25 protein-coding genes are annotated in these 22,707 nt (G+C 72.5%); 18 read left to right on the top strand and 7 right to left on the bottom strand.

Translation table 11 applies throughout. The features are described from left to right. Nucleotides 1–68 precede the first annotated feature (68 nt). The 3 genes from ACZ6B8_RS34845 to ACZ6B8_RS34835 all read left to right on the top strand — a co-directional run bounded on the left by ACZ6B8_RS34845 (nt 69) and on the right by ACZ6B8_RS34835 (nt 3,053). Complete coding sequence (locus ACZ6B8_RS34845; RefSeq protein ID WP_471609763.1) at nt 69–1,298, top strand: metallophosphoesterase; 1,230 nt, start codon at nt 69–71, stop codon at nt 1,296–1,298. A gap of 127 nt (nt 1,299–1,425) precedes the next feature. Then, nucleotides 1,426–2,073: an HD domain-containing protein gene (locus tag ACZ6B8_RS34840; protein WP_471609967.1), complete on the top strand. Its 648-nt coding sequence runs from the start codon at nt 1,426–1,428 to the stop codon at nt 2,071–2,073. Further along, complete coding sequence (locus ACZ6B8_RS34835) at nt 2,061–3,053, top strand: GlxA family transcriptional regulator (protein ID WP_471609762.1); 993 nt, start codon at nt 2,061–2,063, stop codon at nt 3,051–3,053. The genes ACZ6B8_RS34840 and ACZ6B8_RS34835 overlap by 13 nt, the downstream gene beginning before the upstream one ends. Before the next feature lie 26 nt (nt 3,054–3,079). On the opposite strand, the gene ACZ6B8_RS34830 is transcribed toward ACZ6B8_RS34835, so the two are convergent. Continuing rightward, the gene (locus ACZ6B8_RS34830; RefSeq protein WP_471609761.1) at nt 3,080–3,310 is read right to left on the bottom strand and encodes a hypothetical protein; all 231 of its coding nucleotides are present in this window, start codon (nt 3,308–3,310) and stop codon (nt 3,080–3,082) included. A gap of 403 nt (nt 3,311–3,713) precedes the next feature. On the opposite strand from ACZ6B8_RS34830, the gene ACZ6B8_RS34825 reads away from it, so the two are divergent. From ACZ6B8_RS34825 to ACZ6B8_RS34810, 4 genes are read left to right on the top strand one after another with little or no spacing between them, the layout of a single operon-like run. Next, the gene (locus tag ACZ6B8_RS34825; RefSeq protein WP_471609966.1) at nt 3,714–4,721 is read left to right on the top strand and encodes an acyl-CoA dehydrogenase family protein; all 1,008 of its coding nucleotides are present in this window, start codon (nt 3,714–3,716) and stop codon (nt 4,719–4,721) included. Beyond that, on the top strand, nt 4,718–5,521 hold the full coding sequence (locus tag ACZ6B8_RS34820; RefSeq protein ID WP_471072090.1) for a PIG-L deacetylase family protein: 804 nt from the start codon (nt 4,718–4,720) through the stop codon (nt 5,519–5,521). Before ACZ6B8_RS34825 ends, ACZ6B8_RS34820 begins: the two co-directional genes overlap by 4 nt. Then, the gene (locus ACZ6B8_RS34815) at nt 5,518–6,156 is read left to right on the top strand and encodes an SAM-dependent methyltransferase (protein ID WP_471072087.1); all 639 of its coding nucleotides are present in this window, start codon (nt 5,518–5,520) and stop codon (nt 6,154–6,156) included. Before ACZ6B8_RS34820 ends, ACZ6B8_RS34815 begins: the two co-directional genes overlap by 4 nt. Continuing rightward, complete coding sequence (locus ACZ6B8_RS34810; protein ID WP_471609760.1) at nt 6,153–6,986, top strand: glycosyltransferase family 2 protein; 834 nt, start codon at nt 6,153–6,155, stop codon at nt 6,984–6,986. Before ACZ6B8_RS34815 ends, ACZ6B8_RS34810 begins: the two co-directional genes overlap by 4 nt. Before the next feature lie 87 nt (nt 6,987–7,073). On the opposite strand, the gene ACZ6B8_RS34805 is transcribed toward ACZ6B8_RS34810, so the two are convergent. Beyond that, nucleotides 7,074–7,559 (bottom strand): hypothetical protein, encoded by a 486-nt coding sequence (locus tag ACZ6B8_RS34805; RefSeq protein WP_471072081.1) that lies wholly within the window; start codon nt 7,557–7,559, stop codon nt 7,074–7,076. 106 nt (nt 7,560–7,665) lie between these two features. Here ACZ6B8_RS34805 and ACZ6B8_RS34800 point away from each other — a divergent pair, with 106 nt between their 5' ends. Further along, the gene (locus tag ACZ6B8_RS34800) at nt 7,666–8,901 is read left to right on the top strand and encodes a cytochrome P450 family protein (protein ID WP_471609759.1); all 1,236 of its coding nucleotides are present in this window, start codon (nt 7,666–7,668) and stop codon (nt 8,899–8,901) included. A gap of 42 nt (nt 8,902–8,943) precedes the next feature. Here the strand turns inward: ACZ6B8_RS34800 and ACZ6B8_RS34795 are convergent, their stop codons facing one another. Both ACZ6B8_RS34795 and ACZ6B8_RS34790 read right to left on the bottom strand, forming a co-directional pair. Then, entirely contained in the window at nt 8,944–9,447 is a 504-nt protein-coding gene (locus tag ACZ6B8_RS34795) for a hypothetical protein (protein WP_471072075.1), read from the bottom strand. Next, the gene (locus tag ACZ6B8_RS34790; protein WP_471609758.1) at nt 9,444–10,208 is read right to left on the bottom strand and encodes an alpha/beta fold hydrolase; all 765 of its coding nucleotides are present in this window, start codon (nt 10,206–10,208) and stop codon (nt 9,444–9,446) included. The genes ACZ6B8_RS34795 and ACZ6B8_RS34790 overlap by 4 nt, the downstream gene beginning before the upstream one ends. A gap of 51 nt (nt 10,209–10,259) precedes the next feature. On the opposite strand from ACZ6B8_RS34790, the gene ACZ6B8_RS34785 reads away from it, so the two are divergent. The 4 genes from ACZ6B8_RS34785 to ACZ6B8_RS34770 all read left to right on the top strand — a co-directional run bounded on the left by ACZ6B8_RS34785 (nt 10,260) and on the right by ACZ6B8_RS34770 (nt 14,294). Next, nucleotides 10,260–10,388, top strand: a complete 129-nt coding sequence (locus tag ACZ6B8_RS34785; RefSeq protein WP_471072069.1) for a hypothetical protein — start codon at nt 10,260–10,262, stop codon at nt 10,386–10,388. A gap of 34 nt (nt 10,389–10,422) precedes the next feature. Beyond that, entirely contained in the window at nt 10,423–11,448 is a 1,026-nt protein-coding gene (locus ACZ6B8_RS34780; RefSeq protein ID WP_471609757.1) for a YncE family protein, read from the top strand. Between the two features lie 300 nt (nt 11,449–11,748). Further along, nucleotides 11,749–13,083, top strand: a complete 1,335-nt coding sequence (locus ACZ6B8_RS34775) for an MFS transporter (protein WP_471609965.1) — start codon at nt 11,749–11,751, stop codon at nt 13,081–13,083. Next, entirely contained in the window at nt 13,080–14,294 is a 1,215-nt protein-coding gene (locus ACZ6B8_RS34770) for an FAD-dependent monooxygenase (RefSeq protein WP_471609756.1), read from the top strand. The genes ACZ6B8_RS34775 and ACZ6B8_RS34770 overlap by 4 nt, the downstream gene beginning before the upstream one ends. A gap of 134 nt (nt 14,295–14,428) precedes the next feature. Here ACZ6B8_RS34770 and ACZ6B8_RS34765 read toward each other — a convergent pair whose 3' ends face one another. Further along, entirely contained in the window at nt 14,429–15,553 is a 1,125-nt protein-coding gene (locus tag ACZ6B8_RS34765; protein WP_471609755.1) for a CU044_5270 family protein, read from the bottom strand. After that, nucleotides 15,550–16,260, bottom strand: a complete 711-nt coding sequence (locus ACZ6B8_RS34760) for an RNA polymerase sigma factor (RefSeq protein WP_471609964.1) — start codon at nt 16,258–16,260, stop codon at nt 15,550–15,552. The genes ACZ6B8_RS34765 and ACZ6B8_RS34760 overlap by 4 nt, the downstream gene beginning before the upstream one ends. A 289-nt stretch (nt 16,261–16,549) precedes the next feature. On the opposite strand from ACZ6B8_RS34760, the gene ACZ6B8_RS34755 reads away from it, so the two are divergent. The 3 genes from ACZ6B8_RS34755 (at nt 16,550) to ACZ6B8_RS34745 (ending at nt 19,574) form a co-directional block, all read left to right on the top strand. Further along, a complete protein-coding gene (locus ACZ6B8_RS34755; RefSeq protein WP_471609754.1) occupies nt 16,550–17,542 on the top strand; it encodes an aldo/keto reductase in 993 nt (330 codons plus the stop codon). An 838-nt stretch (nt 17,543–18,380) separates the two neighbouring features. Continuing rightward, nucleotides 18,381–18,881, top strand: coding sequence for a hypothetical protein (locus ACZ6B8_RS34750; protein ID WP_471609753.1), 501 nt, complete (start codon nt 18,381–18,383; stop codon nt 18,879–18,881). A gap of 93 nt (nt 18,882–18,974) precedes the next feature. Next, nucleotides 18,975–19,574, top strand: coding sequence for a DinB family protein (locus ACZ6B8_RS34745; RefSeq protein ID WP_471072051.1), 600 nt, complete (start codon nt 18,975–18,977; stop codon nt 19,572–19,574). Between the two features lie 109 nt (nt 19,575–19,683). Here the strand turns inward: ACZ6B8_RS34745 and ACZ6B8_RS34740 are convergent, their stop codons facing one another. Beyond that, a complete protein-coding gene (locus ACZ6B8_RS34740; protein WP_471609752.1) occupies nt 19,684–20,796 on the bottom strand; it encodes a S1 family peptidase in 1,113 nt (370 codons plus the stop codon). A 272-nt stretch (nt 20,797–21,068) separates the two neighbouring features. On the opposite strand from ACZ6B8_RS34740, the gene ACZ6B8_RS34735 reads away from it, so the two are divergent. The 3 genes from ACZ6B8_RS34735 (at nt 21,069) to ACZ6B8_RS34725 (ending at nt 22,696) form a co-directional block, all read left to right on the top strand. Further along, nucleotides 21,069–21,605: a GNAT family N-acetyltransferase gene (locus ACZ6B8_RS34735; RefSeq protein ID WP_471609751.1), complete on the top strand. Its 537-nt coding sequence runs from the start codon at nt 21,069–21,071 to the stop codon at nt 21,603–21,605. Continuing rightward, nucleotides 21,602–21,793: a hypothetical protein gene (locus tag ACZ6B8_RS34730; RefSeq protein ID WP_471072045.1), complete on the top strand. Its 192-nt coding sequence runs from the start codon at nt 21,602–21,604 to the stop codon at nt 21,791–21,793. The genes ACZ6B8_RS34735 and ACZ6B8_RS34730 overlap by 4 nt, the downstream gene beginning before the upstream one ends. Before the next feature lie 198 nt (nt 21,794–21,991). Beyond that, nucleotides 21,992–22,696: a class I SAM-dependent methyltransferase gene (locus tag ACZ6B8_RS34725; protein WP_471609750.1), complete on the top strand. Its 705-nt coding sequence runs from the start codon at nt 21,992–21,994 to the stop codon at nt 22,694–22,696. Nucleotides 22,697–22,707: the final 11 nt, after the last annotated feature.

The raw sequence follows: 22,707 nt of genomic DNA, 5'->3' as shown, positions 1-22,707 counted from the left end.
TCCATTCGTCCACCAGGAGTTCATCGGTTCCCCACCATCGGCACGCGCTCCCATGAGAGAAACCCTCCATGTGCGACGACGAGTTGATACCGCCGAGCGCGGATCTGACGGAGGATCAGTGGCTGACGGCCGACCCGGCCCTGGCCGAAGGACCGGTGGGGGAGCGGGTCAGGCAGCTGCGGGCGCCGCGCCGCCGGGCCGTGCTGGGCGGCGTGGTCGCCGGGGCGGCCGCGCTGACCGTCCTGCCGGGCGGCTCCCCCGCTCCGGCGACGGCCACCACCGCCCGCACCGGCAAGTTCCCGCTGCCGACCGCCCCGAACAGGGCCGGGGAGTACGCGGTGCTCCTCACCGGTGACGCAGGGACCGGAGAGGAGGCCCAGCACGCGGTGGCCGCCGCGGCCCGCGAGGTGTGCCGCGCGGAGGGCATCGGCCTCGCGGTCGGCCTCGGCGACAACATCTACGAGAACGGGCCCGAGTCCGCCGACGACTCGGAGTTCCGCACCAAGTTCGAGGACCCCAACTCCGGTCTGGACATCCCGTGGCTGATGGTCCTCGGCAACCACGACTGCTCCGGCCTGATACCCGGCAGCGGCGGCGACCCCTCGCGCGGCGACCGCGAGGTCGCGTACGCCGCGACGTCACCGCGCTGGTACATGCCGAGCCGCTACTACAACGTCGCCCTGCCGGCCGGCACGGGCGACGACGGCGACCCGGTCGTGGAGTTCTTCGCGCTCGACACCAACCCCGTCTCCTCGTACGTCGCCCAGCTCGACCCGCACTACTGGTGGAACGGCCCGTACATGCGCGCGCAGCGCAGCTGGCTGGACGGCGCGCTGAAGGCGTCGCGGGCCCGCTGGAAGATCGTGCTCGGCCACCACCCGTACCTCAACAACGGCCAGCACGGCAGCGCCGGTTCGTACGACGGCTTCGTGATCGGGAACTACACCAGCGGCATCCACCTCAAGGAGCTGTACGAGGAGGTGGTGTGCGGGCAGGCCGACCTGATCCTCTCCGGGCACGACCACACCCTGCAGATCCTGGAGCCCACCGCCCGCACCGGCGGCACCCGGCAGATCGTCTGCGGCGCGGCCGCCAAGTCCGGTGACGGCAAAGCCCACTTCGATCACCCGTCGGCCTGGCAGAACTTCTCCGAGCACGGCTTCATGGTCCTGAAGGTGTCCGGGCGGGCGATGACCGTCGAGGCGTACACGGTGGACGTCGCCACCCGCACGGCCCGTCTCGCGCACCGCACGCGTACCGGCACACCGGTGCGCAAGCGGCTGGGCGCCGCGCACTGACCCCGGGGGCGGCCGTGTCCGTATCTGTGGGGTACACGGCCCCACAGCCATGGCGCGGCACGCCGGCGCACCGGAGACTTGAGATGTCGCCGGAAGGACCGGTGGACCGAGGAACCAGGTGATGGCGATGACGGACGACTCCTCTGCTCCGGCCGGTGTGCGGGTGCCGGACTCCAGGCTCGCGCGGGAGGCGACCGAGCTCGTGCGCGACAGCACCGGCGAGCTGATCTACCACCACTCGCGCCGCGTGTACTTCTTCGGCAGCCTCCAGGGCGCCCGCCGGGACCTGAGCTTCGACCCCGAGCTCCTCTACGTCGCGGCGATGTTCCACGACCTCGGCCTGAACGAACCCTTCCACGACAGCGGGCGGCGCTTCGAGGTGGACAGCGCCGACGAGGCCCGCCGGTTCCTCCAGGCGCGCCAAGTGCCGGAGGACAGCATCCGGCGCGTGTGGACCGCCATCGCCCTGCACACCACCCCGGGCATCCCCGCGCACATGGAACCGGAGGTGGCGCTGGTCACCGCGGGCGTGGAGTACGACGTCCTCGGCATCGGCTACCACGACCTCGACGCGGCGGACCGCGCCGCGGTCGTCGCCGCGCACCCGCGCCCCGGCTTCAAGAAGCGCATCCTGGAGGCCTTCACCGACGGAGTGCGCCCCAAGCCGCAGACCACGTTCGGCAACGTGAAGGCCGATGTGCTCGCGCACTACGTGCCGGGATTCGAGCGCGGGGACTTCGTGCGCACGATCCTGGACTCCCCGTGGGCCGAGTAGCCGCCCGCACGCCGGCGCGCCACGTGGTCGTGGTGACCGCCTTCGACGGCGTGCAACTGCTGGACGTCACCGGCCCCGTCGAGGTCTTCACCACGGCCAACGCCTTCGGCGCCCGCTACGACGTACGGATCGTCTCGCCGACCGGCACCGACGTCCGCACCTCATCGGGCGTGCGCATCGGCGTCGACGCCGAGGCGCACGCGCTGCCCGGGCGGCTCGGCACGGTGGTCGTGCCGGGCCGGCGCGACTGGCGGAGGGCCGTCGCCGACCGGCAGCTGGTGGACCTCGTCACCGACGTCGCCGGCCGCGCACGGCGGACCGCGTCGGTATGTGCCGGAGCCTTCGTCCTGGCCGAGACGGGCACGCTGAACGGACGGCGCGCCGCCACGCACTGGCAGCTCGCCGCACAGCTGGCGACCGCCTATCCCGAGGTGAGCGTGGAGACCGACCCGATCTTCGTCAGGGACGGCGACGTCATCACCTCGGCCGGTGTCACCGCGGGCATCGACCTCGCCCTGTGCCTGGTCGAGGACGACCACGGGGCCGACCTCGCCCGGGAGGTGGCCCGCGAGCTGGTCGTCTTCATGGCACGGCCCGGAGGGCAGTCCCAGTTCAGCGCCCGGCTGACACCGCGTGAGGCGCGGCACCCGGTGGTACGTCAGGTGATGGACCGCGTCGGAACGGATCCGGCCGCCCCGCACAGCCTGGACTCGCTCGCGCGCGACGTCGGCGTCAGCGCCCGCCACCTCGGCAGGCTGTTCCGCAGGGAGACCGGGATGACGACGGGGCGGTACCTGGAATCCGTACGACTCGAGGCCGCCCGCGCCCTCCTCGAAGCGGGCAACGACACGGTCGAGCAGGTGGCCGAGGAGTCCGGCCTCGGCTCCTCGGAGACCATGCGCCGCGTCTTCCAGCACGCTCTGGGGACCACTCCGACCGCCTACCGCGCCCGGTTCCGGAGCACGGCGCCGAGCGGCTGACGCCGCCCCCCGCTTCCGGGTCACCCTCAGGCCGCCTCGTAGTGGTGGGCGCGGCCCCCTCGCCACGTCACCCACGCGGGGTCGTCGAGCAGGCCCTCCGCGTCGGGCAGCCCGGCGCGGCGCAGGAACTCCACGACGTCGTGGTCGGAGTGGGCGAGACCGAGGATCTGCCCACGCGCCGTCACCCGCCGCCCGCCCGACGGTGAGGGGCGGTGGACGACTATCGGGGCCGGGGTGTCGCCCGGGGCCGGTGACATGACTCCAGGGTGCGACGCGTACGGGCGCGGCGCAGCCCGGGAAGCCCGGTGCGGGTGGCGCGGGAGCGGCCCGGGAAGCGCGGTGCGAGTGGGCGGTGGCTGCCCGTGCAGGCCGCACCGGTTGAAGTGGCGGGGCCCCGCGCGCTGGCCGATGCTGTCACTGTGCGGGGCGGAACGTGCGGCGCCGACCCGTCCCAGTACACACGCCCGCGTACGCCCACGTACGGCCTCTCCCCGGCCCGTCACGTACCCCTCGCGTCCACGGCCCGGCGTCCGTGCCGCCCCGCGCGCACCGGAGCACGGCCCGCACACAGAGTGACCGGTGGTTTTGACCGGGAGCCTCCGGTTAACAGGTCGCGTGTCGGTGTCGTCGAAGATCGAAGATCCACAGGAGGTCCGCGTGATCACCACGCCTCCGGAACTGACCGAGCAGCGAGAACCGCTCGGCGCCGCGGAGCGGCGCACCGCGGACCTGTTCACGGAGTTCGTCGAGCGGGAGGCCGCAGGGGTACCGCTCCCCGGCCGGTCGACCGCCCGCCGGTTCGCCGCTCTCACGGCGCTCGGACGGCGTGACCTGTCGCTGGTGCGGCTCGCCGAGGGACATCTGGACGCGGCGGCGATCCTGGACGAGGTGGAGGCTTCCGCGCCCGCGCCGGGGGAGCGGTGGGGCGTGTGGGCAGCGCGTCCGCCGGGCCCCGGCGTCCGGGCGACGCGGACCGCGCAGGGCTGGACGCTCAGCGGCGTCAAGCCGTACTGCTCCGGCGCCCGCGCCTGCACGCACGCCTTGGTGAGCGCCGACGCGGACGACGGATACCGCCTCTTCGCGGTGGCGCTGGCGCACCCCGGCGTCACACCGGTGCGGGGCACGTGGCCCGCCGTCGGCATGGCCGGAAGCGACAGCCTGGACGTGTCGTTCGAGGACGTGCCCGCACGCGCGGTCGGCCAGGTGGACTCCTACCTGGACCGTCCCGGTTTCCAGCACGGCGGCATCGGCGTGGCCGCCTGCTGGCTCGGCGGCGCCCACGCGGTCGCCGCGCCGCTGTTCGAGCGGGCCGCGGCGGGCCGGCTCAACGACCACGCGGCGGCCCACCTCGGCGCCGTCGACCTGCTGCTGCACACCGCCGGCACGCTGCTGCGCCAGGCCGGGGACGACATCGACGCCGACCCCCTCGACGAGCGCGGCGAGGCGCGGGTGCGCAGCCTGCGGGTGCGGGCGTTCGTGGAGAAGGTGTGCACGGAGGTGCTCGACCGCGTCGGCCGTGCCACCGGCGCCGGGCCGCTGTGCCACGACGAGGCGCACGCGCGCGCGGTGGCGGATCTGACGGTGTACGTACGCCAGCACCACGCCGAGGGGAACCTCGCGGAACTCGGGCGGCTGGCCACGGCCGAGACCGGTGGGGCCGCGCGATGAGCCTGCCGCAGACCACTCGCCCCCACAGCACGCACGCGAGCACGAGTACGGATGCGAGGTCGGCTGCCGCCGCGGCCATCGACGCGCGGGGCACCGCCGAGGCGGAGTGGCGGGACGCGGGACTGCTCGCACGGCTGCCGGAGCTGGACCTCCCGGCCGGACCCGTCGTGGTCGTGGCCGCCCACCCCGACGACGAGGTCCTGGGCTTCGGCGGCACCATCGCCACGCTGCTCGCCGCCGGCGTCGAGGTGCACACCGTGTGTCTCACCGACGGGGAGGCGTCCCACGGCGCCGCGACCGCCTCCGCCCGGGCCGGACTGGCCGCCCGGCGGCGGGACGAGCTGAGGGCGGCGCTGGCCGAACTCGGCCCCGTACCCGAGCCGGTGTTCGCCGCGCTGCCCGACACGGGACTCGACGCCTACGAGCACGAGGCGGCCACCGTGATCGGCGGAATCCTGGACGGGGTCGGGGCCGCCGTGTGCGTCGCGCCGTGGGCGGCTGACCTGCACAGCGACCACGAGGCCGCGGGCAGGGCCGCCCTGCGCGCCTGCCGTCGCACCTCGCTCCCCGTGTGGTCGTACCCGGTGTGGATGTGGCACTGGGCCCGGCCCGACGACGCGCGCGTGCCGTGGCACCGTTGCGGCGTCCTGCCGCTCTCCGAGGCGGCACTCGACCGGAAGAAGGCGGCTCTCGCCCGCTTCGCGAGCCAGCTGGAGCCCCGCGGACCGGGCATCGCGCCGGTACTTCCCGCGGAGGAGATCGCCCACCACATCCGCGCCTTCGAGACGGTGATGCGATGAGTACCCCGGCCGCCTACTTCGACGAGCAGTACGCCCGGGCCGCCGACCCCTGGCACCTCGACGAGCGGTGGTACGACCGGCGCAAGTACCAGCTCACCGTCGCGGCGCTGCCCCGTGCCCGCTACGAGCGCGCCTTCGAACCGGGCTGCTCGGTCGGGGTGTTGACCGAGCTCCTGGCCGGCCGGTGCGACCACCTGCTGTCCACCGACCGCGCGCCGTCGGCCGTCGAGACCACCGCCCGGCGTACGGCCGGCCTCGACCACGTCGACGTACAACGGATGACCGTCCCCGAGGAGTGGCCCGAGCAGACCTTCGACCTCGTGGTGCTCTCGGAACTCCTCTACTACTTCGACGAGGCGACCCGGGACCGGCTGCTGCGGCGGAGTGTGGAGAGCCTCGTCGCGGGAGGCCACCTGGTCACGGTGCACTGGAACCACCCCGTGGCCGAACACGCCTGTACGGGGCGGGAGATCGCCGACCACCTCGATGCGTTGCCGGGTCCGGAGCGGCGTGCGGGCCTGCGCCTCAGCCGGCTGGCCCGCTACGACGACCCCGACTTCACCCTCACCGTCCACGCACACGCCCCGGACGGGGGCCCGGCGCTCTCGCCCGCTCGCGCGGAGGGACTCGCGTGACGCCCGTCCCCGCCTCCGGCCCGGCCCCCGCGGCGCTGGCCGTCGTCGTCCCCGCCCACAACGAGCAACACCGCATCGGCGCCTGTCTGCGCAGCCTGCGCCGGGCCGCGGCGCGGGCTGCGCCGGTTCCCGTGGTGATCGTGGTGACGGCGGACGCGTGCACGGACGCGACCGCGGCCGTGGCAGCCGCCGCGGGCGCGGAGGTCGTCGAGACCGCCGCGCGGAACGTCGGGGCCGCCCGCGCGGCAGGCGCCCAGCACGCGATGGAGCGGCTCGCGGAGGCGGGGGAGCGGCCGGCGACGGGCCAGGACGTGTGGCTGGCGATGACGGATGCCGACACGACCGTGCCCGAGGACTGGCTCACCCATCAGATCGCCTGGGCCCGGCGCGGGTACGACGCCGTCCTCGGCACCATCCGGCTCGCCCCCGCCCGGACCGGCTCCCTGGTCGTCGCCCGGCACGACGCCGACTACTTCCGCACCCGGCCGCTCACCGGCAGGGCCACGGCGTGGGAGCATCCGCACGTCCACGGCGCGAACATGGGCCTGAGCGCCGCGGCGTACCGGCGGGTGGGCGGGTTCGCCGCACTGCCCACCGGCGAGGACCGCGACCTCGTGGGCCGGCTCGTCGCGAGCGGCCACCGCGTCGCCCGCACCGACCAGCACCCCGTCCGCACGGCGGCCCGGCTGCGCGGACGGGCGCCCGGCGGCCTCGCCGACCTCCTGATGACGCTGCGTCCACCGGTGTGGGAGCGGCCGGCGACCACACGTCACGTGTACCGGACGGGCGCCGGGGTGGGGTCGGGCTCGGTGACTCCGGAAGAGGCCTGAGGGGGCCGCTCCCTCCCCGCGTGCCGGGTGAGAGGGCGCCCGCTCCTGTGCGAAAGGGCGTCGTCCCTGTACGAGGGGGCGTCGCCCTCAGTCCGGCCGGTTCATCTGCTGGCGCTGGTACGCCTCCCAGTCGTCCGGCGGGTACGTCGCCTGGGGCGCGGCCAGCGTCACCTCGACGGCCATCCCGATGCCGTCGGCGAAGAAGCTGTCGAGCTGCCCGATCAGCTCCAGCGCCCGCACGGTGGAGGCGCCGAGCGGCCGTGCCATGCGGTCCACCCCGGAGGGCACACCGACCGGCTTCATGCGCGCCATCTTCACGGCGTGGTCGGCTCGCGCGTCCAGGCCGAGCGCCACGTAGCCGAGAGCCAGGGCGACGTACCGCAGTGCGTCGCTCACGCCGCGGGTGAGGTCGCCGATCCCGTGCAGCGTCTGCCGGGGGCTGCCCGCGGTGCACTCGTCGGCCGCCGTCTGCCCGTACAGCTCCTCGAGGCGCTCCCGCTCGTCCTCGAGCAGGCCCATCACCTCGTTCAGCACACGGCCGACACGGCCGAGCTCGCCCAGGTCATGAAGCATTCGCCGCTCCCTTCCCGTCAACTTCCGCGACTGTACGCCGGGTTGGCGTGCCATGGTGGACAGTCGGCGTACAGCAGACCCGTTGTAGTGACGAGGAAGGTGCCCAGTGACCACCGACCCCCCGCTCATACGCCTCGACGTGACCGCGGCCGACGTGCACGGCGAGAGTGCCGGTCTGCGCGAACTCGGGCCCGCCGTACGCGTGGAGCTCCCCGGGAACGTTCCCGCCTGGGTGATCACCCGGCACGACGCGCTGCAGAACGTGCTCGCCGACCCTCGTGTCGTCAAGGATCCGGCGCACTGGCGGGCGCTGTGCGAGGGGAGCGTCCCCGATGGCTGGCCGCTGATCGACTTCGTCACCAACCCGGGCATGACCACGGCCGACGGCGACGACCACCGTAGGCTGCGCGGCCTGATCTCCCAGGCCTTCACGGCCCGACGGGTCGAGGCGATGCGGCACGGCATCGAGACCGAGACCCACCGTCTGCTGGACGCACTCGCCGAACAGCCGGGCGGATCAGTGGACTTGCGTCGCCAGTTCGCCTACCCGCTGCCCATGAACACCATCGGCAGGCTGATGGGCGTGCCCGCGGAGCGGTTCGACGCGTTCCGCGATCTGTCCGCCAGCCTGGTCAGCAGCACGACCACCCCGCACGAGACGGCGGCGACCCGGAAGTCCCTGCACGCGCTGCTGACCGACCTGGTCACGCTGCGGCGCGACCGGCCCGGCGACGATCTCACCAGCCACCTGACGGCCGCCCACGACGGCGGCGACCGGCTCTCGCCCCGGGAGCTGATCGGCACCCTCGTCCTGGTCATCGTCGCCGGTCACGGCACCACGCTCAACCTGCTCACCAACGCGACCAAGGCGCTCCTCACCCACCCCGGGCAGCGGCAGGCGTTGGACGCGGGACGGGCTGGCTGGGCCGCGGTGGTCGAGGAGACCCTGCGCTGGGACTCGCCCGTCGCCCACTTCCCGCTGCGGTACACACTCGACGACATCCCCGTCGGCGACACCGTGATCCCGAAGGGGGAGGCGATACTCGCCTCGTACGCCGCCGCGGGCCGCGACCCCCGCCGACACGGCCCCGGAGCGGACGAGTTCGACATCACCCGGCCCCCGAGCAGGCACCTCTCCTTCGGGCACGGACCGCATTACTGCATCGGCGCCGCCCTGGCCCGTCTCGAAGCGCAGATCGCGCTGCCGGCCCTGTTCGAGCGCTTCCCGCACATGCAACTCGCCTGCCCTGTGGCCGACTTGACGCCGCTGCCCTCGTTCGTCAGCAACAGTGTGCGGACGCTGCCGGTGCTGTTGCGGCCGGCGGGCCGAGGCTCGTCGTGACGCGCGCTCAGTGTCCCTTGGCGTCCCCGGCGCCACGCCCCCTCAGCGCTCTCGGTCGTGGTCGGCTTTGGAGGCGCGCCGCCCCCGTGTGACCGCCAGCACGCTGCCGGCGACGGCGATCACGGCGATGGCGAGGGCGATGCTGAACCCGCCCTCCGTGTCCCAGTACACGTCTTCCAGACTGATCAGGAGCGCTGCCTCGTCGACCACGAGGGCCAGCCCGACCCCGTACGCCAGGCCCAGCCACGCGCGGGCCCGCGCCGTACGGTCGGCCAGACCGGCGGCGCCCACCGCCGCGAGCAGCAGGATGCCCCACACGTAATGGTGGATGTGCACCCCGCCCGCCTGCATGTCGCCCACCCCGGCCACGTCGATGTGGATGAGCCAGGTGAGCAGGCGCATCCCGCCGAAGGTGAGGGCGAACCCCCACCAGGCCAGGATGAACCCCCGGCGTTTGGGGGAGATGCCGGGCAACAGCCGCAGCCAGGGCGACGGGCGCTCCCGTTGCCGGGCCGGGGCGGGGTCGGACGTCTTCGACGGCTTCATCCGGGTTCTCCTCCCGCGGTGAACTTCTCGATCAGTGCCGCCATGGCGTCCGGCGCGCTGAAGTGGGCCGCGTGGGCGGCGCCCGGAAGGACGTCCGTGGTGGCGCCCACCTCGGGGCCGATCAGGTGTGCCATGCGCCGGATCCAGGCGTCGGAGGCGATCGTGTCACCCGCTCCCCGTACGACGAGCGTCGGCACACGCACCCGGGAGAGGTTCACCTCGAATGCCTCGGCGGCATCCCGCAGGGCGTGCCGGAACGAGGCGGCGCAGCGCGGCAGGCCGGTCGCCAGATAGTCGAACGCGGCCAGCGGGAGCAGGCCGAGCGGCTCGCGGGGAACGTCGGCGAGGAGCCGGCCGAACTGACGCAGGCCGGACGTCCCGGGTTCGAGGGCCGGGCCGATCAGCACCAACCGGTCCACCAGGTGCGGGTGGCGGGCCGCCAGGGAAGCGACCACCTGGCAGCCGACCGAGTTGGCCACGAACAGGTTCGGCCCCCGCGCCGACTGCTCGCACCAGTGGGCCAGGGCGTCCGCGGCCTCGCCCACCGGGGGCGCGCGGCGGACGGCGCGGCGCGAGCGCGCGTTGCCCGGCAGATCGGGTACCAGTACGGTCGCCCCGCCCCCGGCCAGCCGTCGCGCGAGCGGGATGAAGTACCGCCCCGAGAGGCCGAGGCCGTGCACGAGCACGACGACAGGCCCGCCCTGGCGCGGCGGCGCCCCGTACCTGCGGGTGAAAAGACCTGATTGCGGCGTATGAGTCACGACCCCACCCTCACCCGCCGAGCCCGTCCGGGTCCAGCCGACCCAGCCTTCGTGGCTGACTCGGCCGACGCGGCGGACGCGGGTGAGCCCGCTGACCCGGGCGAACCCCCGCGCGTGAGCGGCGACCTGATGGAGGATCTGGCTGTCAGGGGCACGGGCCCCGGCGCGGCGGACCGGTGAGAGAGCGACGAGAGATCAGATCGGGGTGGGCAGCGTGGCGACACGTCGAACGGTCATCAAGGCGGCGGCGGGGGCGGGCGCCGGGACATGGGCGACCGATCTGCCCTTGCCCGGTTCCCGGGCGGCGCGTGCGGACGAGCTGATGGTCGTCGAGAAGAGCGGACACTCGGTCAGCTTCTACGACGTGGCGTCGGGGCGGCAGCGGGGGACGGTCCCGCTGCCCGACTACCCGCACGAGCTGGTCGTCGACTCGCGCCGGCGGTTCGCCTACGTCGGGCACTACGGCGTACGCATGTCCTCCACCCCCGGTGAGGGCGGCGCCGCGGTCTTCGTCATCGACCTGGCCACCCGCTCCTTGGCGCGCACCATCGACACGCGGCCGTTCAACCGCATCCACGGCATGGGGATCGACGGCCAGGACCGGCTGTACGCGCTGAGCGAGGAGAAGGCCGTCCTGCTCGGCTTCGACACCCCGGCGACGGACGCGGCGCCGACCGACGCCGTACCCACCCACGGAGTGAAAACGCACCTGTTCTCCCTCAGTCGTGACGGCGAACGGGCCTACGTCACCGGCCTGTTGTCCCACACCGTGAGCCTGGTGCGCCCGCACGACGCCTCCGCGCCGCCGCTCCTGGCCACCCCCGGACGGCTGCCCGAGAGCAGCTGTCTGAGCCGGGACGAGAAGACGCTGTTCGTCGGGGCCCGCAAGAGCTCGACGCTGGTCGCCCTGGACGCCCACACCCTCGAGGTGCGGCGGAGCCGGAAGGTGAGCGGGGACCCGTTGCGGGTCTACACCGTCGACGACGAGCGGCTCCTGGTCACCGACATCGTCGCCGGCACGCTCACCCTCCGGGGCAGCGACCTGCGCCCGATCCGCTCCCTCACCCTCGACGGCACACCGGCCGCGGTGGCCTTCCACCCCCATCGGCCCGTGGCGTACGTGTCCCTGCTCGGGCCCAACCGGATCGCGGTCGTCGACCTGGAACGCTTCGCCGTCACCGACGGCTTCGACACCCGGCCGGAGCCGGACTCGGCGGTGCTGCTGCCGGGTGGCTCCTGAGGCCGCGCTCGGGTTCGCTCCGGTCCGTAAGGGGCACCAGCTCACCCCTCGGTATGACGTGAACAGTGGCTCCGTGGGGTGATGTGGGGGGAACGGCCCGATTCCTAACATGCCGGCTCTCACGACAAGGGAGCCCATGTGACGAAGCACCAGCGCGATCAAAATCCCGAGCACAACCACGAGCACAACCACGAGTACGCACCCGAGCCCAGCGGCACATCCGTGACGACAGCCCTGGCTGCGCCCGCCCCTCCGGCTCACCCCGTACGGGTCGGAAAACCCGCCGTCGCCGCTCTCGGCATGCTGGCGGCCGCCACCGGATCGCTCGAATCCGTGGTGACACCGACGCTCCCGCTGCTGCAGCGCGAACTGTCGATGAGCACCGCCCAAGGGGCGCTCCTCAGCATCACCATGCTCATCACCGGCGCGCTCGTCACCCCCATAGCGGGCAACCTCGGCGACCGCTTCGGCGGCAAATGGGTCATGCTCCGGCTGATGGCGGTGGTCTCGGCCGGCGGTCTGATCTCCGCGCTCGCGCCGAACCTTCCGGTGCTGCTGCTCGGCCAGATGCTGGAGGGCGCGATGGTGGGCGCGATGCCCCTGTCGTTCATCCTGGTGCGGCGGCACCTCCCGGCCGGACAGTCCCAGGTGGCCATCGGGGTGGTCAGCGGAATGTTCGTGGGCGGGGGCATGCTGGGCACGCTGATGGCCGGGCCGATCGCCGAAGGGCTGTCCCGGCACTGGATGTTCGCGATACCGACGGCCGTGATCGTCGTGGCGACCGTATGGGTCCACAGGGTGATGCCGGACGACGCGCCCGTCCGCTCGAGCGCCCGGATCGACTGGCCCGGCCTCGCTCTGCTGAGCGGGATTCTGCTGACGCTCATGGCCGGACTCGCGACGGCGGCCGACGCCGCCGACCAGCCGCTCGTGTTCGGCGCGCTCGTCGTGCTCCTCGTCGTCCTCGTCTCGCGTTGGGTCGTCGTGGAACGCCGGTCGGCCGCGCCGATGGTCGACCTGGACCTGCTGGCCAAGCCGGCGATCTGGAGCTCCTACGTGGTCACGCTCGCCGTCTGCGTCGGGACCTCGGCGGCGACCTACCTCGTCCCGCAACTGTTCGCGGTGTCCGCGGACGGGTTCGGCTTCGGGGCCGGTTCGACCGACATCGGGAGGTACCTGCTGCCCAGCGCCGTCACGGCGGCGATCAGCGGCCCCCTCGGCGGTCTCGCGGCGCGGCGGTACGGCTCGACGGCCGTGGTCACCGCCGGAATCGGCCTCATGACGAGCACCTTGCTCACCCTGGCGTTCCTGCACTCCGAGGTCTGGCACCTGATGGCCGGCAAGGCGTTGATCGCCCTGGCCAGTGGAGTCTGCATCACGGCCATGGTGGTCAGGACCGCCACCTCGGTCGACCACGGCAGCACCGGCATCGCCACCAGCCTGGTCCTGGTGACTCGCGTGATCGGTTTTGCCTCGGGCGTCCAGGTCAGCGGCGGCATCCTCGCCGCGGGAACCCACCCCGGGGCGAAGGACCCGACCGAGCCGGCGTTCGTCACCGGCTTCATCGTGGCCGGCGCCCTGACGGCACTGTCCCTGCTCGTCGTCCGCACCATGAACAAGGGAGCCGAGCGATGAGCCGCACCGACCTGTTGTCGCGGGCCCGCGTCCCGCACCGCCGCACGGCCCTGGTAGCGGGTGCGAGCATCGCGGGCCTGGCGGCCGCGTACTGGCTGAACCGCTGCGGATACGCGGTCACGGTGGCGGAGAAGGCGAGCGCACCGAGGGCCGGGGGCTACCCCGTCGATGTGCGCGGCACCGCGCTGGATGTGGTGCGCAGGATGGGGATCCTGCGGCAACTGCTGGACGTACAGGTCGACGTGCGACGGATCACCTTCCTCGAAGAGGACGGCGCCACGGTCGCCTCGGTCGATCCGCATGCCGTCGTCGGCAGTCTCGCGGGACGGGACATCGAGGTGCGGCGCGGCGATCTGACCGACGCCCTCTACGGGGCGGTCCGGGACGACGTGGAGTTCCTGTTCGACACCTCCGTCGACACCCTCGACCAGTCCGACCGCCACGTCGACGTCACCTTTCGCGGGGGCGGCAGTCGTACGTTCGACATCGTGGTGGGCGCGGACGGGCTGCACTCGCGGACCCGGGCCTCCCTGTTCGGCCCCGAAGAGCAGTTCCACCGCTACCTCGGATACTGCTTCGCCGTCTTCACCATGCGCAACACCCTCGGCCTCTCCCACGAGACCGTGATGTGGAACGTTCCTGGCCGGGCCGCGGCGCTCTACGCCGTGGGGAACGGCGACGAGGTGCACGCCTTCCTGAACTTCGCCCACGTCAAACCGCCGTTCGACGTGCTCCGCGACCCCGAGGCCCGACGGGACCTGATCGTCGCGACATACGCCGACGCGGGCTGGGAGGTCCCGGGCATGGTGGCCGCGATGGACGAGGCGGACGACCTGTTCGTCGACGTCGTCAGCCAGATCCGCATGGACCGTTGGTCCAGCGGCAGGGTGGCGCTGGTGGGTGATGCGGCGTACGCGCCCTCGTTCCTCACCGGACAGGGCTCCAGCCTGGCGCTCGTCGGCGCCTACATGCTCGCGGCTTCCCTGGCTGCCCCGGACGCGGTGGCGGGGCTCGCCGCCTACGAGCACGGCACCCGTGAGTTCGTGCGGAGGAACCAGGACCTGATCGGCGAGGGCGACGCGACGCTCTTCCCGACCACGGCCCCGGCGCTGAAGAGGCGGAACGACATGCTGCGCGCTCTGAGCACCCTGCCGCCCGCGAAGGGCCGGCCCGCCCACGCGTGCCTCACCCTGCCCGACTTCGCCCCATGAGGTGACTCCGCGGAGTCCGCGGAGGTGACCGAAGCGACCGCGTCGGGCCGTCGCGACCGCATCGGTGGCCGACACGTATCGGCCGCCGCGACCGGGAGAGTCGCGGCGGCCGAGGAGACCGGAGCGGGTACGCGTCAGCTGTCCCGCGTGGAGGCGGGTGCCTGGCCCGCCTTGTCGACCACGGCGTGGTCGATGATCGCCGTGGCGGACATGAGGGTGCCGGCCTTGCCGTACCGGGTGTCCTTGACGAGGTAGCTGCGCGAGCCGAGGAAGGTGAAGTCCTGCGGGTCGAAGACCCATTCGGTGCGGGTGCCGAACTTCGAGTCGTCGCGGACGATCGCTACGCCGGAGCGGCCGGTGACGTCATGGGCCTTCGACACCTTGGTGACGCCGGGAATCCTGGCCGCCGCCTGGTAGAGGGCGGCGCCCGTCCTCGGGGGCATCACGCCGCCGAGGAGGCCTCCGATGCGGTCGAAGACCGCCTGGTCCCGCTCCGCACGCTCGGACTCGGGCGTCTTCGCGTACAGATACGTCAGCAGCTTCTCGGGGTCGGTGGGCAGCGAGGAGAGCCAGTGGTACGTGGGCCGGTTCAGGCCCGCGGGTGTGCCGTGGGTGTCGCCCAGTTCGGCGTTGATGGGGAGGGTCTCCCCGTCGCTGCGGGTGAGGCCGAGCTTGCGCAGCGGGCCCGGCTCCTGGGAGACCCACGACTCGGAGTCCCGGAGCGGGCCGACCACCGCCTTGCCGCTGCTCAGATCCGCCTCGCGCAGCTTCTCCCGGGTGTAGAGGAACTGATCGTCCTCGACCCGCAGGGCGTCACCCTTGCCCGCGGCGTCGGAGATCTGCGCGAGGAGCGCCGCCGCGGGTCGCATGTCCCGTGCGTCGTGCTGCCGGGTCGCCGTCGCGGCCGGGCCGTCGTCGTCCGAGGTGAGGGTGAGGCCCGCGGCGAGGATGCCGCCGAGGGCGAGGGCGGAGACCGGCACCAGGAGCGCGGGGCGCAGCAGGCGTCGGGAGGGGCGGGTGCCGGGGCGGGCCGGGTCGGCGCCGGTGTGCCGGGACGTGGTGGCCCGGCCGGTCTGCTCGGCCTGGTCGCTGTCGATGCGTCGCATCAGTCGTTCCTTGTGCTGGAGGTGCTGCCCGTGCGGGAGACCCTGAGGGGGAGGGGGCGGCAGAAGCCGGGCGATCTCCTGGATGTCGGCGTCGGCGGCGATGTCCGCATCGGCGCGCCGGGCCTCGGTCGAGGCGGTGTCCCTGTCGTTCATGCCGTTTCCTCCCGCACGGGCAGGGCCGCGAGTGCGGCTTCACCAGTCATCTCTCCGCGGGCGCCGCGCGGTTCCCTGTTCTTTGCCTTCGCCGAGTTCTTCGTGTGCGCCGCGTTCGACGCCTTCGCGGCGGTCGCCCGGTTGCCGCCGTGGCCCCCGTTGTCCGTCCGCTCCTCGGCCGCGACCTCGTCGGCGAACCGGGCGAGCTTCGCGCGGGCCCGCGACAGACGCGAGCGCACGGTGCCGACGGGCACGCCGAGCGCCTCCGCCGCCTGCCGGTAGTCGAGGCCGGACCACACGCAGAGCGTCAGTACTTCCCGCTCGTGACGCTGCAGCCGGTTCAGGGCGGCCTGTACGGCGCGCAGCCGACGTGCGTCGTCGATGCGCCCGGCGATCTCGGGAGCGAAGTCGGCGACCTCGGGCCGGCGCCGTTGGCGGGCCAGAAAGGCCAGGCGGCGACGCAGCCCGCGCCGCGTGTTCTCCACCTTGTGGGTGGCGATGCCCAGTAGCCAGGGACGCAGCGAACCCTCGTCCGGATGGAGCCGCTCGCGGGCCCGCCAAGCCGCGAGGAACGTCTCCGACATGACGTCCTCCGCCGTCGACCAGTCGCCGGAGAGCCACAGGGCGTGCTGGTAGACGGCCGCCGCGTACTGGTCGTACAACTCGGCGAACGCGTCGCGTTCCCCGGCTCTCACACGTCTGCGCAAATCGTTCTCTGAGTCCCTCACGGTGATTCCTCTCCGCCGCGTCGGCGGAGTTCCTGTGATCCGCGCCATACCGCGCGACGACCCGGGTGCGCCGGGCCGGTCCGGCCATTGTGCGGGGCGTCCCGCGCGCCACATCCGGCAGGCCTGTTCCTGCGCTTGGCTTTTGGCTCTTGCCCTTGGTCCTGGCCTTGCGCTGGAGCGCACTCCAGGTGCCAGGATCCCGATCACCGCCGATCGACGGCGGCTGCTCGTGGGCTTGAGAAGGGGGCATCCTGTGCGTCATCACACCATGGGTTCTCAACGGATTTCCGCGCTGTGCCTGGGCACGCTGCCGTTCGGCACGGTGGTCGACGAGGACATGTCCTTCGCGCTGCTCGACCGGTTCGTCGAGAAGGGCGGCACGTTCATCGACACCGCGAACTGTTACTGCTTCTGGCGCGAGGGAAGCGACGGCGGCGACAGCGAGCGGCTCCTCGGCCGCTGGCTGGCCACCCGCGGCATCAGGGACGAGGTCACCGTCGCCACCAAGACCGGCGCACTGCCCGCCGGCGAGGGGACCTGGCCCGCCAACCGAGAAGGCCTGTCCGCACAGGCCCTGCGGAACGCCGTCCACGGCAGCCTGCGGCGGCTCGGAACCGACCGGATCGATCTCCTGTACGGGCACATCGACGACCCGTCGACCCCTTTGGAGGAGACCGTCGGCGCGTACGCCGAGCTGGTCGCCGAAGGCCTGGTGGGCCAGGTCGGCATGAGCAACCAGAACGGTACGCGGCTCGCCCGCGCCCGGGACCTCGCGAAGGGGCAGACCCTGCCCGCGTTCACCGCGCTCCAGCAGCGGCACACCTATCTGACTCCGGCGCCCGACGCGGACTTCGACTACCAAGTGGCTCTGGACGAACCGACGCTCGCGTACGCCGCCACGCAGCCCGATCTCACCGTGCTCGCCTACAGCGCGCTGCTGAACGGCGCCTACGCGGGCAGCAAGCCCGTCCCGGCCGAGTACCGGCACGACGGCACCGAGCCGGCCCTGCGGGTGCTAGCGAAGATCGCGGCGGAGACCGGAGCCACGCCGGGCCAGGTCGTCTACGCCTGGATGCTGCAGAGCTCGCCCGCCGTCATCCCGCTCGTCGGCGTCAGCCGCCTCGACCAGCTCGACGAGGCAATCGAGGCACTCGACCTGGAGCTGACCGAGGAGCAGCGTGCCCGTCTGGACGCCACACGAGCGGAGTCGCCGCGCCGCCCCGACTCCCCGCGGCCCAGCGAGCCGTCGCGGGCTTCGTAGCGAGTGCGCTCAGCCTCTGGAGAGGGTCCGGCTCGCCGAGCCCCATGACGCGCAGGGTGTGGTCGGCCATGTGGCGGTGGCCGGCCGCGTTGGGATGGGCCGGATCGTCGAGCCAGGCGGTCGGGTCGTCCGAGTCGTAATGCTCCCGCCGGTACGCCTCGTGGTCGACGAGCAGCGCGCCGGTGTCCGCGGGGATCTCCCGCACCGCCCGGCAGTACGCGGGAAGCGCCGCGCGCCGGTCCGAGCCGGAGACGCTGACCCGCATCGGCGTGTGCAGGACCAGCTGCGTCGCGGGCCGCGTCCGCTCGATGATGCTCCGCATCGCGTCATGGAACCGAGGCAGTCCGGCCGGGCCCTCCGGCATTGTTGAGACATGTAGCAGCTGTAGCTTTCCGGCTGTGCAGCACTGGCAACACATCGAGGGGCCGGGCACGATCGACACTCTCGTCGTCGACGCGCACGCCGCGGGTCACCCCGGCGTCAACGAACGCCTGATCCGCGGCTGGGTCTCCGCGGGTCTCCTCGACCATCCGGGCCCGCGCCCCGCACACCGCGGTTCGGGCAAGGCCGAGTACGGCGCGGGCCAGCGGCGACTGTTCCTGCTAGAACACCGCCGTGAGCAGCTGCCCCCCCACCCTGGCCCAACTCCCGCTGCGGCTCTGGCTGTACGGCGACGATTCCGTCCCCACGCGGCAGGCCCACAAGGCCCTGCTGACCTGGCTGGGCCGCGGCCGTCGCAGCCAGGAGGTCACCCGCGACGTCGCGCTCGGCCCGCTGGTGCGGTACGCCCACCCACCCGCCCGCCACGGCGCAGGCCCGCGCACGGCTGGTGCGTCTGGTGACCTGCCTGAGCCGGGCCACCGACGACTTCAAGGCGCGAGAACGCGCCGAACTCACCGCTGCCGTAAGGGCGGTCATGGCGCCCTTGGCCACGGTCACGGGTACGGCCACGGCCACGGTCACCGTCAACTGGCGGACTCACATGGTCAGTTCCACGACCAGGGCTCCGATGGCCGCCGAGGGTGTCGTCGCGCATGCGGAGACGGCACTGCTGGCCGTACAGCATCTGTTGCGCGGGGGCGCGCACGAACGGCTGCTGGAGCAGACCCGGGCGGCCCTCCGCGCGTCCATGGCGACCCGCTGCGACCGCCATCGGCGGGAAGCCGGCGAACTGCCGGGTCCCATGGCGCGGTTGGCCGACCACGTCGGCGCGCAGGGCCGACGAGAGCGGATCGAGGGAGCGGGGGAGTTGTTGCTGTTGGAGATCGGACGTGCGGTGCGCGCCACGCGGAAGGTGGGCGACCCGGTGGCGACCGAGCGGCGGCCCAGCAGCAACTGACCACGGGGCAAGAGGCGGTGACGTGACGGGCATGTTCTTGGCACGCCTCATTCCCTTGCCCGTCATCGAAGGCGGGTGACAGGCTCCTCCGCTGTGAACGATGAACTCGCAAAAGAGGCCCTGCACCGCTACCTGCGAACCCTTCGCGAGGCGGTGGTCTGGAAGCTCGACGGGCTCAGTGAGTACGACGTCCGGCGCCCGTTGACCGCGAGCGGCACCAACCTTCTCGGCCTGGTCAAGCATCTGTCGACCTGGGAGGCCAGGTACTTCGGTGAGGTCTTCGACCGCCCGTTCCCGGAGCCCCTGCCCCGCTGGGACGACCCCGAGGCGAGCGGCACCGACCTGTGGGCCACCGAGCGGGAGACGCGCGAGGAGATCGTCGGCCGGTACCGCCGCGTCGCGGAACACTCGGACACCACCATCACGACCCTCGCCGGCGACGCGCCGGGGCGTGTGCCCTGGTGGCCGGGGTCGGAAGTGACGTTGACCGCCGTCCTGGTGCACGTCCTGGCCGAGACCAGCCGCCACGCCGGCCACGCCGACATCCTGCGTGAGCAACTCGACGGCGCCACGGGCACCACCGCCGAACGCGCGACGGCGGAGCCCGGCGAGGAGCACCGGCGGGCCCAGTACGCGAAGGTGGAGGCAGCGGCCGGAGCGGTTGAGCGGGGCGGGGACGTGGACGAGGCCTGAGCGGTTGAGGTGGGCAATGGCGAGTCCGGGGCGACCGTAACGGCCGGGGTGCCGTCAGGCCGGTTGCCGGCGAGGTCACTTCGGTGCCCCGCCGGCCCCTGCTCGACGGTCAGTCGTTGCCGTTGCCGCTGTCGCCGATCTCCGCGCCGACGGCGCTCAGCGCGGCGGGCACGGGCTGGAAGAAGGTCTCGCCACCCGCGGTGCAGTCGCCGCTGCCGCCCGAGGTGAGGCCGACGGCGCTTCCGGTACCGGCGCCGGAGCCGTCGCCGCTCCCGGCGCCACCTCCGTCAACGGTGAACAACGGGCCGCCGCTGTCCCCCGGTTCCGCACAGACGTCGGTCTGGATGAGCCCGGTGACAGTTCCCTCCGGGTAGTTCACCGTGGCGTCGAGCCCGGTGACCACGCCGTCCTGGAGGCCGGTCGTGCTGCCCATGCGGGAGACCTCAAGGCCCACCGTCGCGTCGGCGGCCCGCACGATCTGGGTGGTCCCGCCATCCCCCGTATCGACGACGCTCGGGGCGTCCGTGGCCGCGCCGTCGTAGGTGACGAGACCGAAGTCGCCGTCGCCCGGGAACGTCGCGGTCCGGACGGTCCCGATGGGCGCGCCTTCCGCTTCCTCCGACCACGCCTGGGCGGCGACGGCACAGTGACCGGCGGTGAGGAAGCCGGGGCTGCCGTCCTCCGTCGTCACGTTGAAACCGAGCGAGCAGCGCGCGCCACCCCCGAAGATGGCGTCACCGCCTGCGGCGAACGTCTTGAACTCCCCTGCGGACTTCTGGATGCGGGCCATCCCGGCGCCGAGGGACTCGACGGCCGCCTCGAGCCGGTCCCATCGCTTGCCGACGACCGTGCGGTCGGCTGTGACCAGGACTTGATTGGTCCGAGGGTCAACGGCCCACGAGGTGCCGGACATGGTGGCCCGTCCGGCCAACGTGTGTGCGGCGGCTTTGAGTTCACCGGCACTGTTCCGCACGTTCCGCGCCACGGCGCCGACTTCGGTGACGCGGGTGTCGGCGCCGCCACCGACGACGTTGACGACGAGTCGCCGCTTGTCCGTGTCGTAGAACGCACCGCCGTAGGCGTCGCCGAGCTGGGCGGCCAGCGGCCCGAGCAGCTTTGCCGCCGAGGCGCCGCTCATCCTTTCGGCGGGGGCGGCCCCGGGCTTCCTGGTTGGGGAGGCGTCGGCGTGCTGCAACAGGAGGCCTGCCGTCAGGACGCTCATCGCGGCAGCTCCTGTCAGGACGGCCTTGCGCCTGGATATTCGCTTGTGCCTCAACTCGTCGCCTCCTGTGCGGGTACCGGGTGGTGCGATCACCGACGGGTGCCGGGCCGTACGCGGCGCCTGGAGCCGCGTATGCCTCCTGGAACGAATGGCTCCCGGAGCCGTGTACGGCTTCTGGATACGGATGGGGCGCGAGTCGTGTTCAGCGGTACGACGTGACCGGTGCTCCGAAAGCCTTGATCGCCACGAGGCCAGGTGATTGGCTGCTCGGCATGACTGAGCTCGGCCCCGTCGCCTGGCCCCCTGCTCCGATCAGGACCGAGAGGCTCGTGCTCCGTGAGCCGGAGCCCGGGGACCGTGCCGCGCTCATAGACCTGCTGGCATCGCCCGAGGTGGGCCACTACCTCGGCGGACCGCAATCGCGTGACCAGTTGGAACGTGAGATGCCGGGACCACCCGGCCGACGTCCCGGGAGATTCATAATCGATCTCGACGGAGCGATCATCGGCCAGGTCACCCTCTACAGGGACACGGGCCATCTTCGTCAGGCCGCCGGGAGGGTCGAACTCGGCTACTTGTTCCTGCCGGAGGCGTGGGGCCACGGGTACGCGACCGAGGCATGCACGGCGGCACTCGACTGGCTCGGCGCCGCGCTTCCGGGTGAACCGGTGGTGCTCGCCACGCAGGCCGCCAACACACGCTCGATGCGCCTGGCGTCGAGACTGGGCTTCCATGAGGAGGAGCGGTACGAGGCCTACGGCGCGGAACAGTGGCTCGGCGTAAGGCCGTTGTCCGCGAGGCCGGCTTGAGCGCCGTGCTCCACGATGCCTACGACACCGCCGAATACGTGATGGGTGACGGGGCCAGGGCGTTGGCCGAGATCGACGCGAACGTTCCGGCCGAAGCGCAGCGCCAGGCCGGCCCGTGCGGGTACTGCACTTTGAGGTCAGCCGGGGATGCGTCCACGGCCGCCACCGCGCCCGGCGTGGTGGGTTGAGGGGGCGGCCCAGGAACCGCACAACCGGCTCGTACGCCCTGCGACCACTTGCCGCACGACCACCCATCGAGCCACCCGTCCAGTCCCTGAACACCTCGGCGACCGCTAATTTCGTTGAGCCCCCACCCCGCACCGATTGCCCATAATCGGGCGGCCTGGGACAAGTGTGTCCAGGAGGGCAACGAGTGGTCGAGGCCGGTGAGCGCCGAGGATGTCGAGCGCGCCCGGCGGGGCGACTGGTCGATGGTGCTCATCGGGCATCAGCCGGTCGACCGCTCCTGGCTGCCGACGGACCTGACCGGCAAGGACGTGCTGTGCCTGGCCTCCGGTGGCGGTCAGCAGGGGCCGGTCCTCGCCGCCGCAGGGGCACGCGTCACCGTATTCGACAACTCACCCCGCCAGCTCGGCCAGGACCAGCTGGTGGCGGCGCGCGACGGACTCGAACTGCGCACCGTCCTGGGCGACATGCGCGACCTCAGCGCCTTCGGCGACGCCACATTCGACGTGGTCTTCCATCCGGTCTCCAACGTGTTCGTACCGGACATCGCGTCGGTGTGGCGTGAGTGCTTCCGCGTCCTGCGGCCGGGCGGAACTCTGCTCGCGGGCTTCCTCAACCCTGATGTGTATCTGTTCGACCACGAGGCGCTCGACCAACGCGGCGAGCTGAACGTCGTGCACAAGCTGCCCTACAGCGACGTCACGCACTACTCCGCCGAGGAACGCGCCGAGAAGTTCGGCGCGGAGGCCCCACTCGAATACAGCCACACCCTCACCGACCAGATCGCCGGCCAACTCGCCGCGGGGTTCGTCCTCACCGGCTTCACCGAGGCGCCGCACCAGTCCAACGCGTCCGCCCCCTACATGTCGCACTACTTCGCGACGCTGGCGGTCAAGCCGAGTTGAGGCACCCGGCG

Source organism: Streptomyces sp. NPDC041122 (assembly GCF_055592445.1).
This window is presented reverse-complemented; position numbering and strand designations above follow the sequence as displayed.

Bases quoted from the DNA above. Each gene is read 5' to 3' on its own strand.
- ACZ6B8_RS34755 (WP_471609754.1), top strand. From the start codon at position 16,550: ATGGGTTCTCAACGGATTTCCGCGCTGTGCCTGGGCACGCTGCCGTTC.
- ACZ6B8_RS34735 (WP_471609751.1), top strand. From the start codon at position 21,069: ATGACTGAGCTCGGCCCCGTCGCCTGGCCCCCTGCTCCGATCAGGACC.
- ACZ6B8_RS34845 (WP_471609763.1), top strand. From the start codon at position 69: ATGTGCGACGACGAGTTGATACCGCCGAGCGCGGATCTGACGGAGGAT.
- ACZ6B8_RS34775 (WP_471609965.1), top strand. From the start codon at position 11,749: ATGCTGGCGGCCGCCACCGGATCGCTCGAATCCGTGGTGACACCGACG.
- ACZ6B8_RS34815 (WP_471072087.1), top strand. From the start codon at position 5,518: ATGAGTACCCCGGCCGCCTACTTCGACGAGCAGTACGCCCGGGCCGCC.
- ACZ6B8_RS34820 (WP_471072090.1), top strand. From the start codon at position 4,718: ATGAGCCTGCCGCAGACCACTCGCCCCCACAGCACGCACGCGAGCACG.
- ACZ6B8_RS34740 (WP_471609752.1), bottom strand. From the start codon at position 20,796: ATGAGCGTCCTGACGGCAGGCCTCCTGTTGCAGCACGCCGACGCCTCC.
- ACZ6B8_RS34770 (WP_471609756.1), top strand. From the start codon at position 13,080: ATGAGCCGCACCGACCTGTTGTCGCGGGCCCGCGTCCCGCACCGCCGC.
- ACZ6B8_RS34765 (WP_471609755.1), bottom strand. From the start codon at position 15,553: ATGAACGACAGGGACACCGCCTCGACCGAGGCCCGGCGCGCCGATGCG.
- ACZ6B8_RS34795 (WP_471072075.1), bottom strand. From the start codon at position 9,447: ATGAAGCCGTCGAAGACGTCCGACCCCGCCCCGGCCCGGCAACGGGAG.
- ACZ6B8_RS34840 (WP_471609967.1), top strand. From the start codon at position 1,426: ATGACGGACGACTCCTCTGCTCCGGCCGGTGTGCGGGTGCCGGACTCC.
- ACZ6B8_RS34830 (WP_471609761.1), bottom strand. From the start codon at position 3,310: ATGTCACCGGCCCCGGGCGACACCCCGGCCCCGATAGTCGTCCACCGC.
- ACZ6B8_RS34805 (WP_471072081.1), bottom strand. From the start codon at position 7,559: ATGCTTCATGACCTGGGCGAGCTCGGCCGTGTCGGCCGTGTGCTGAAC.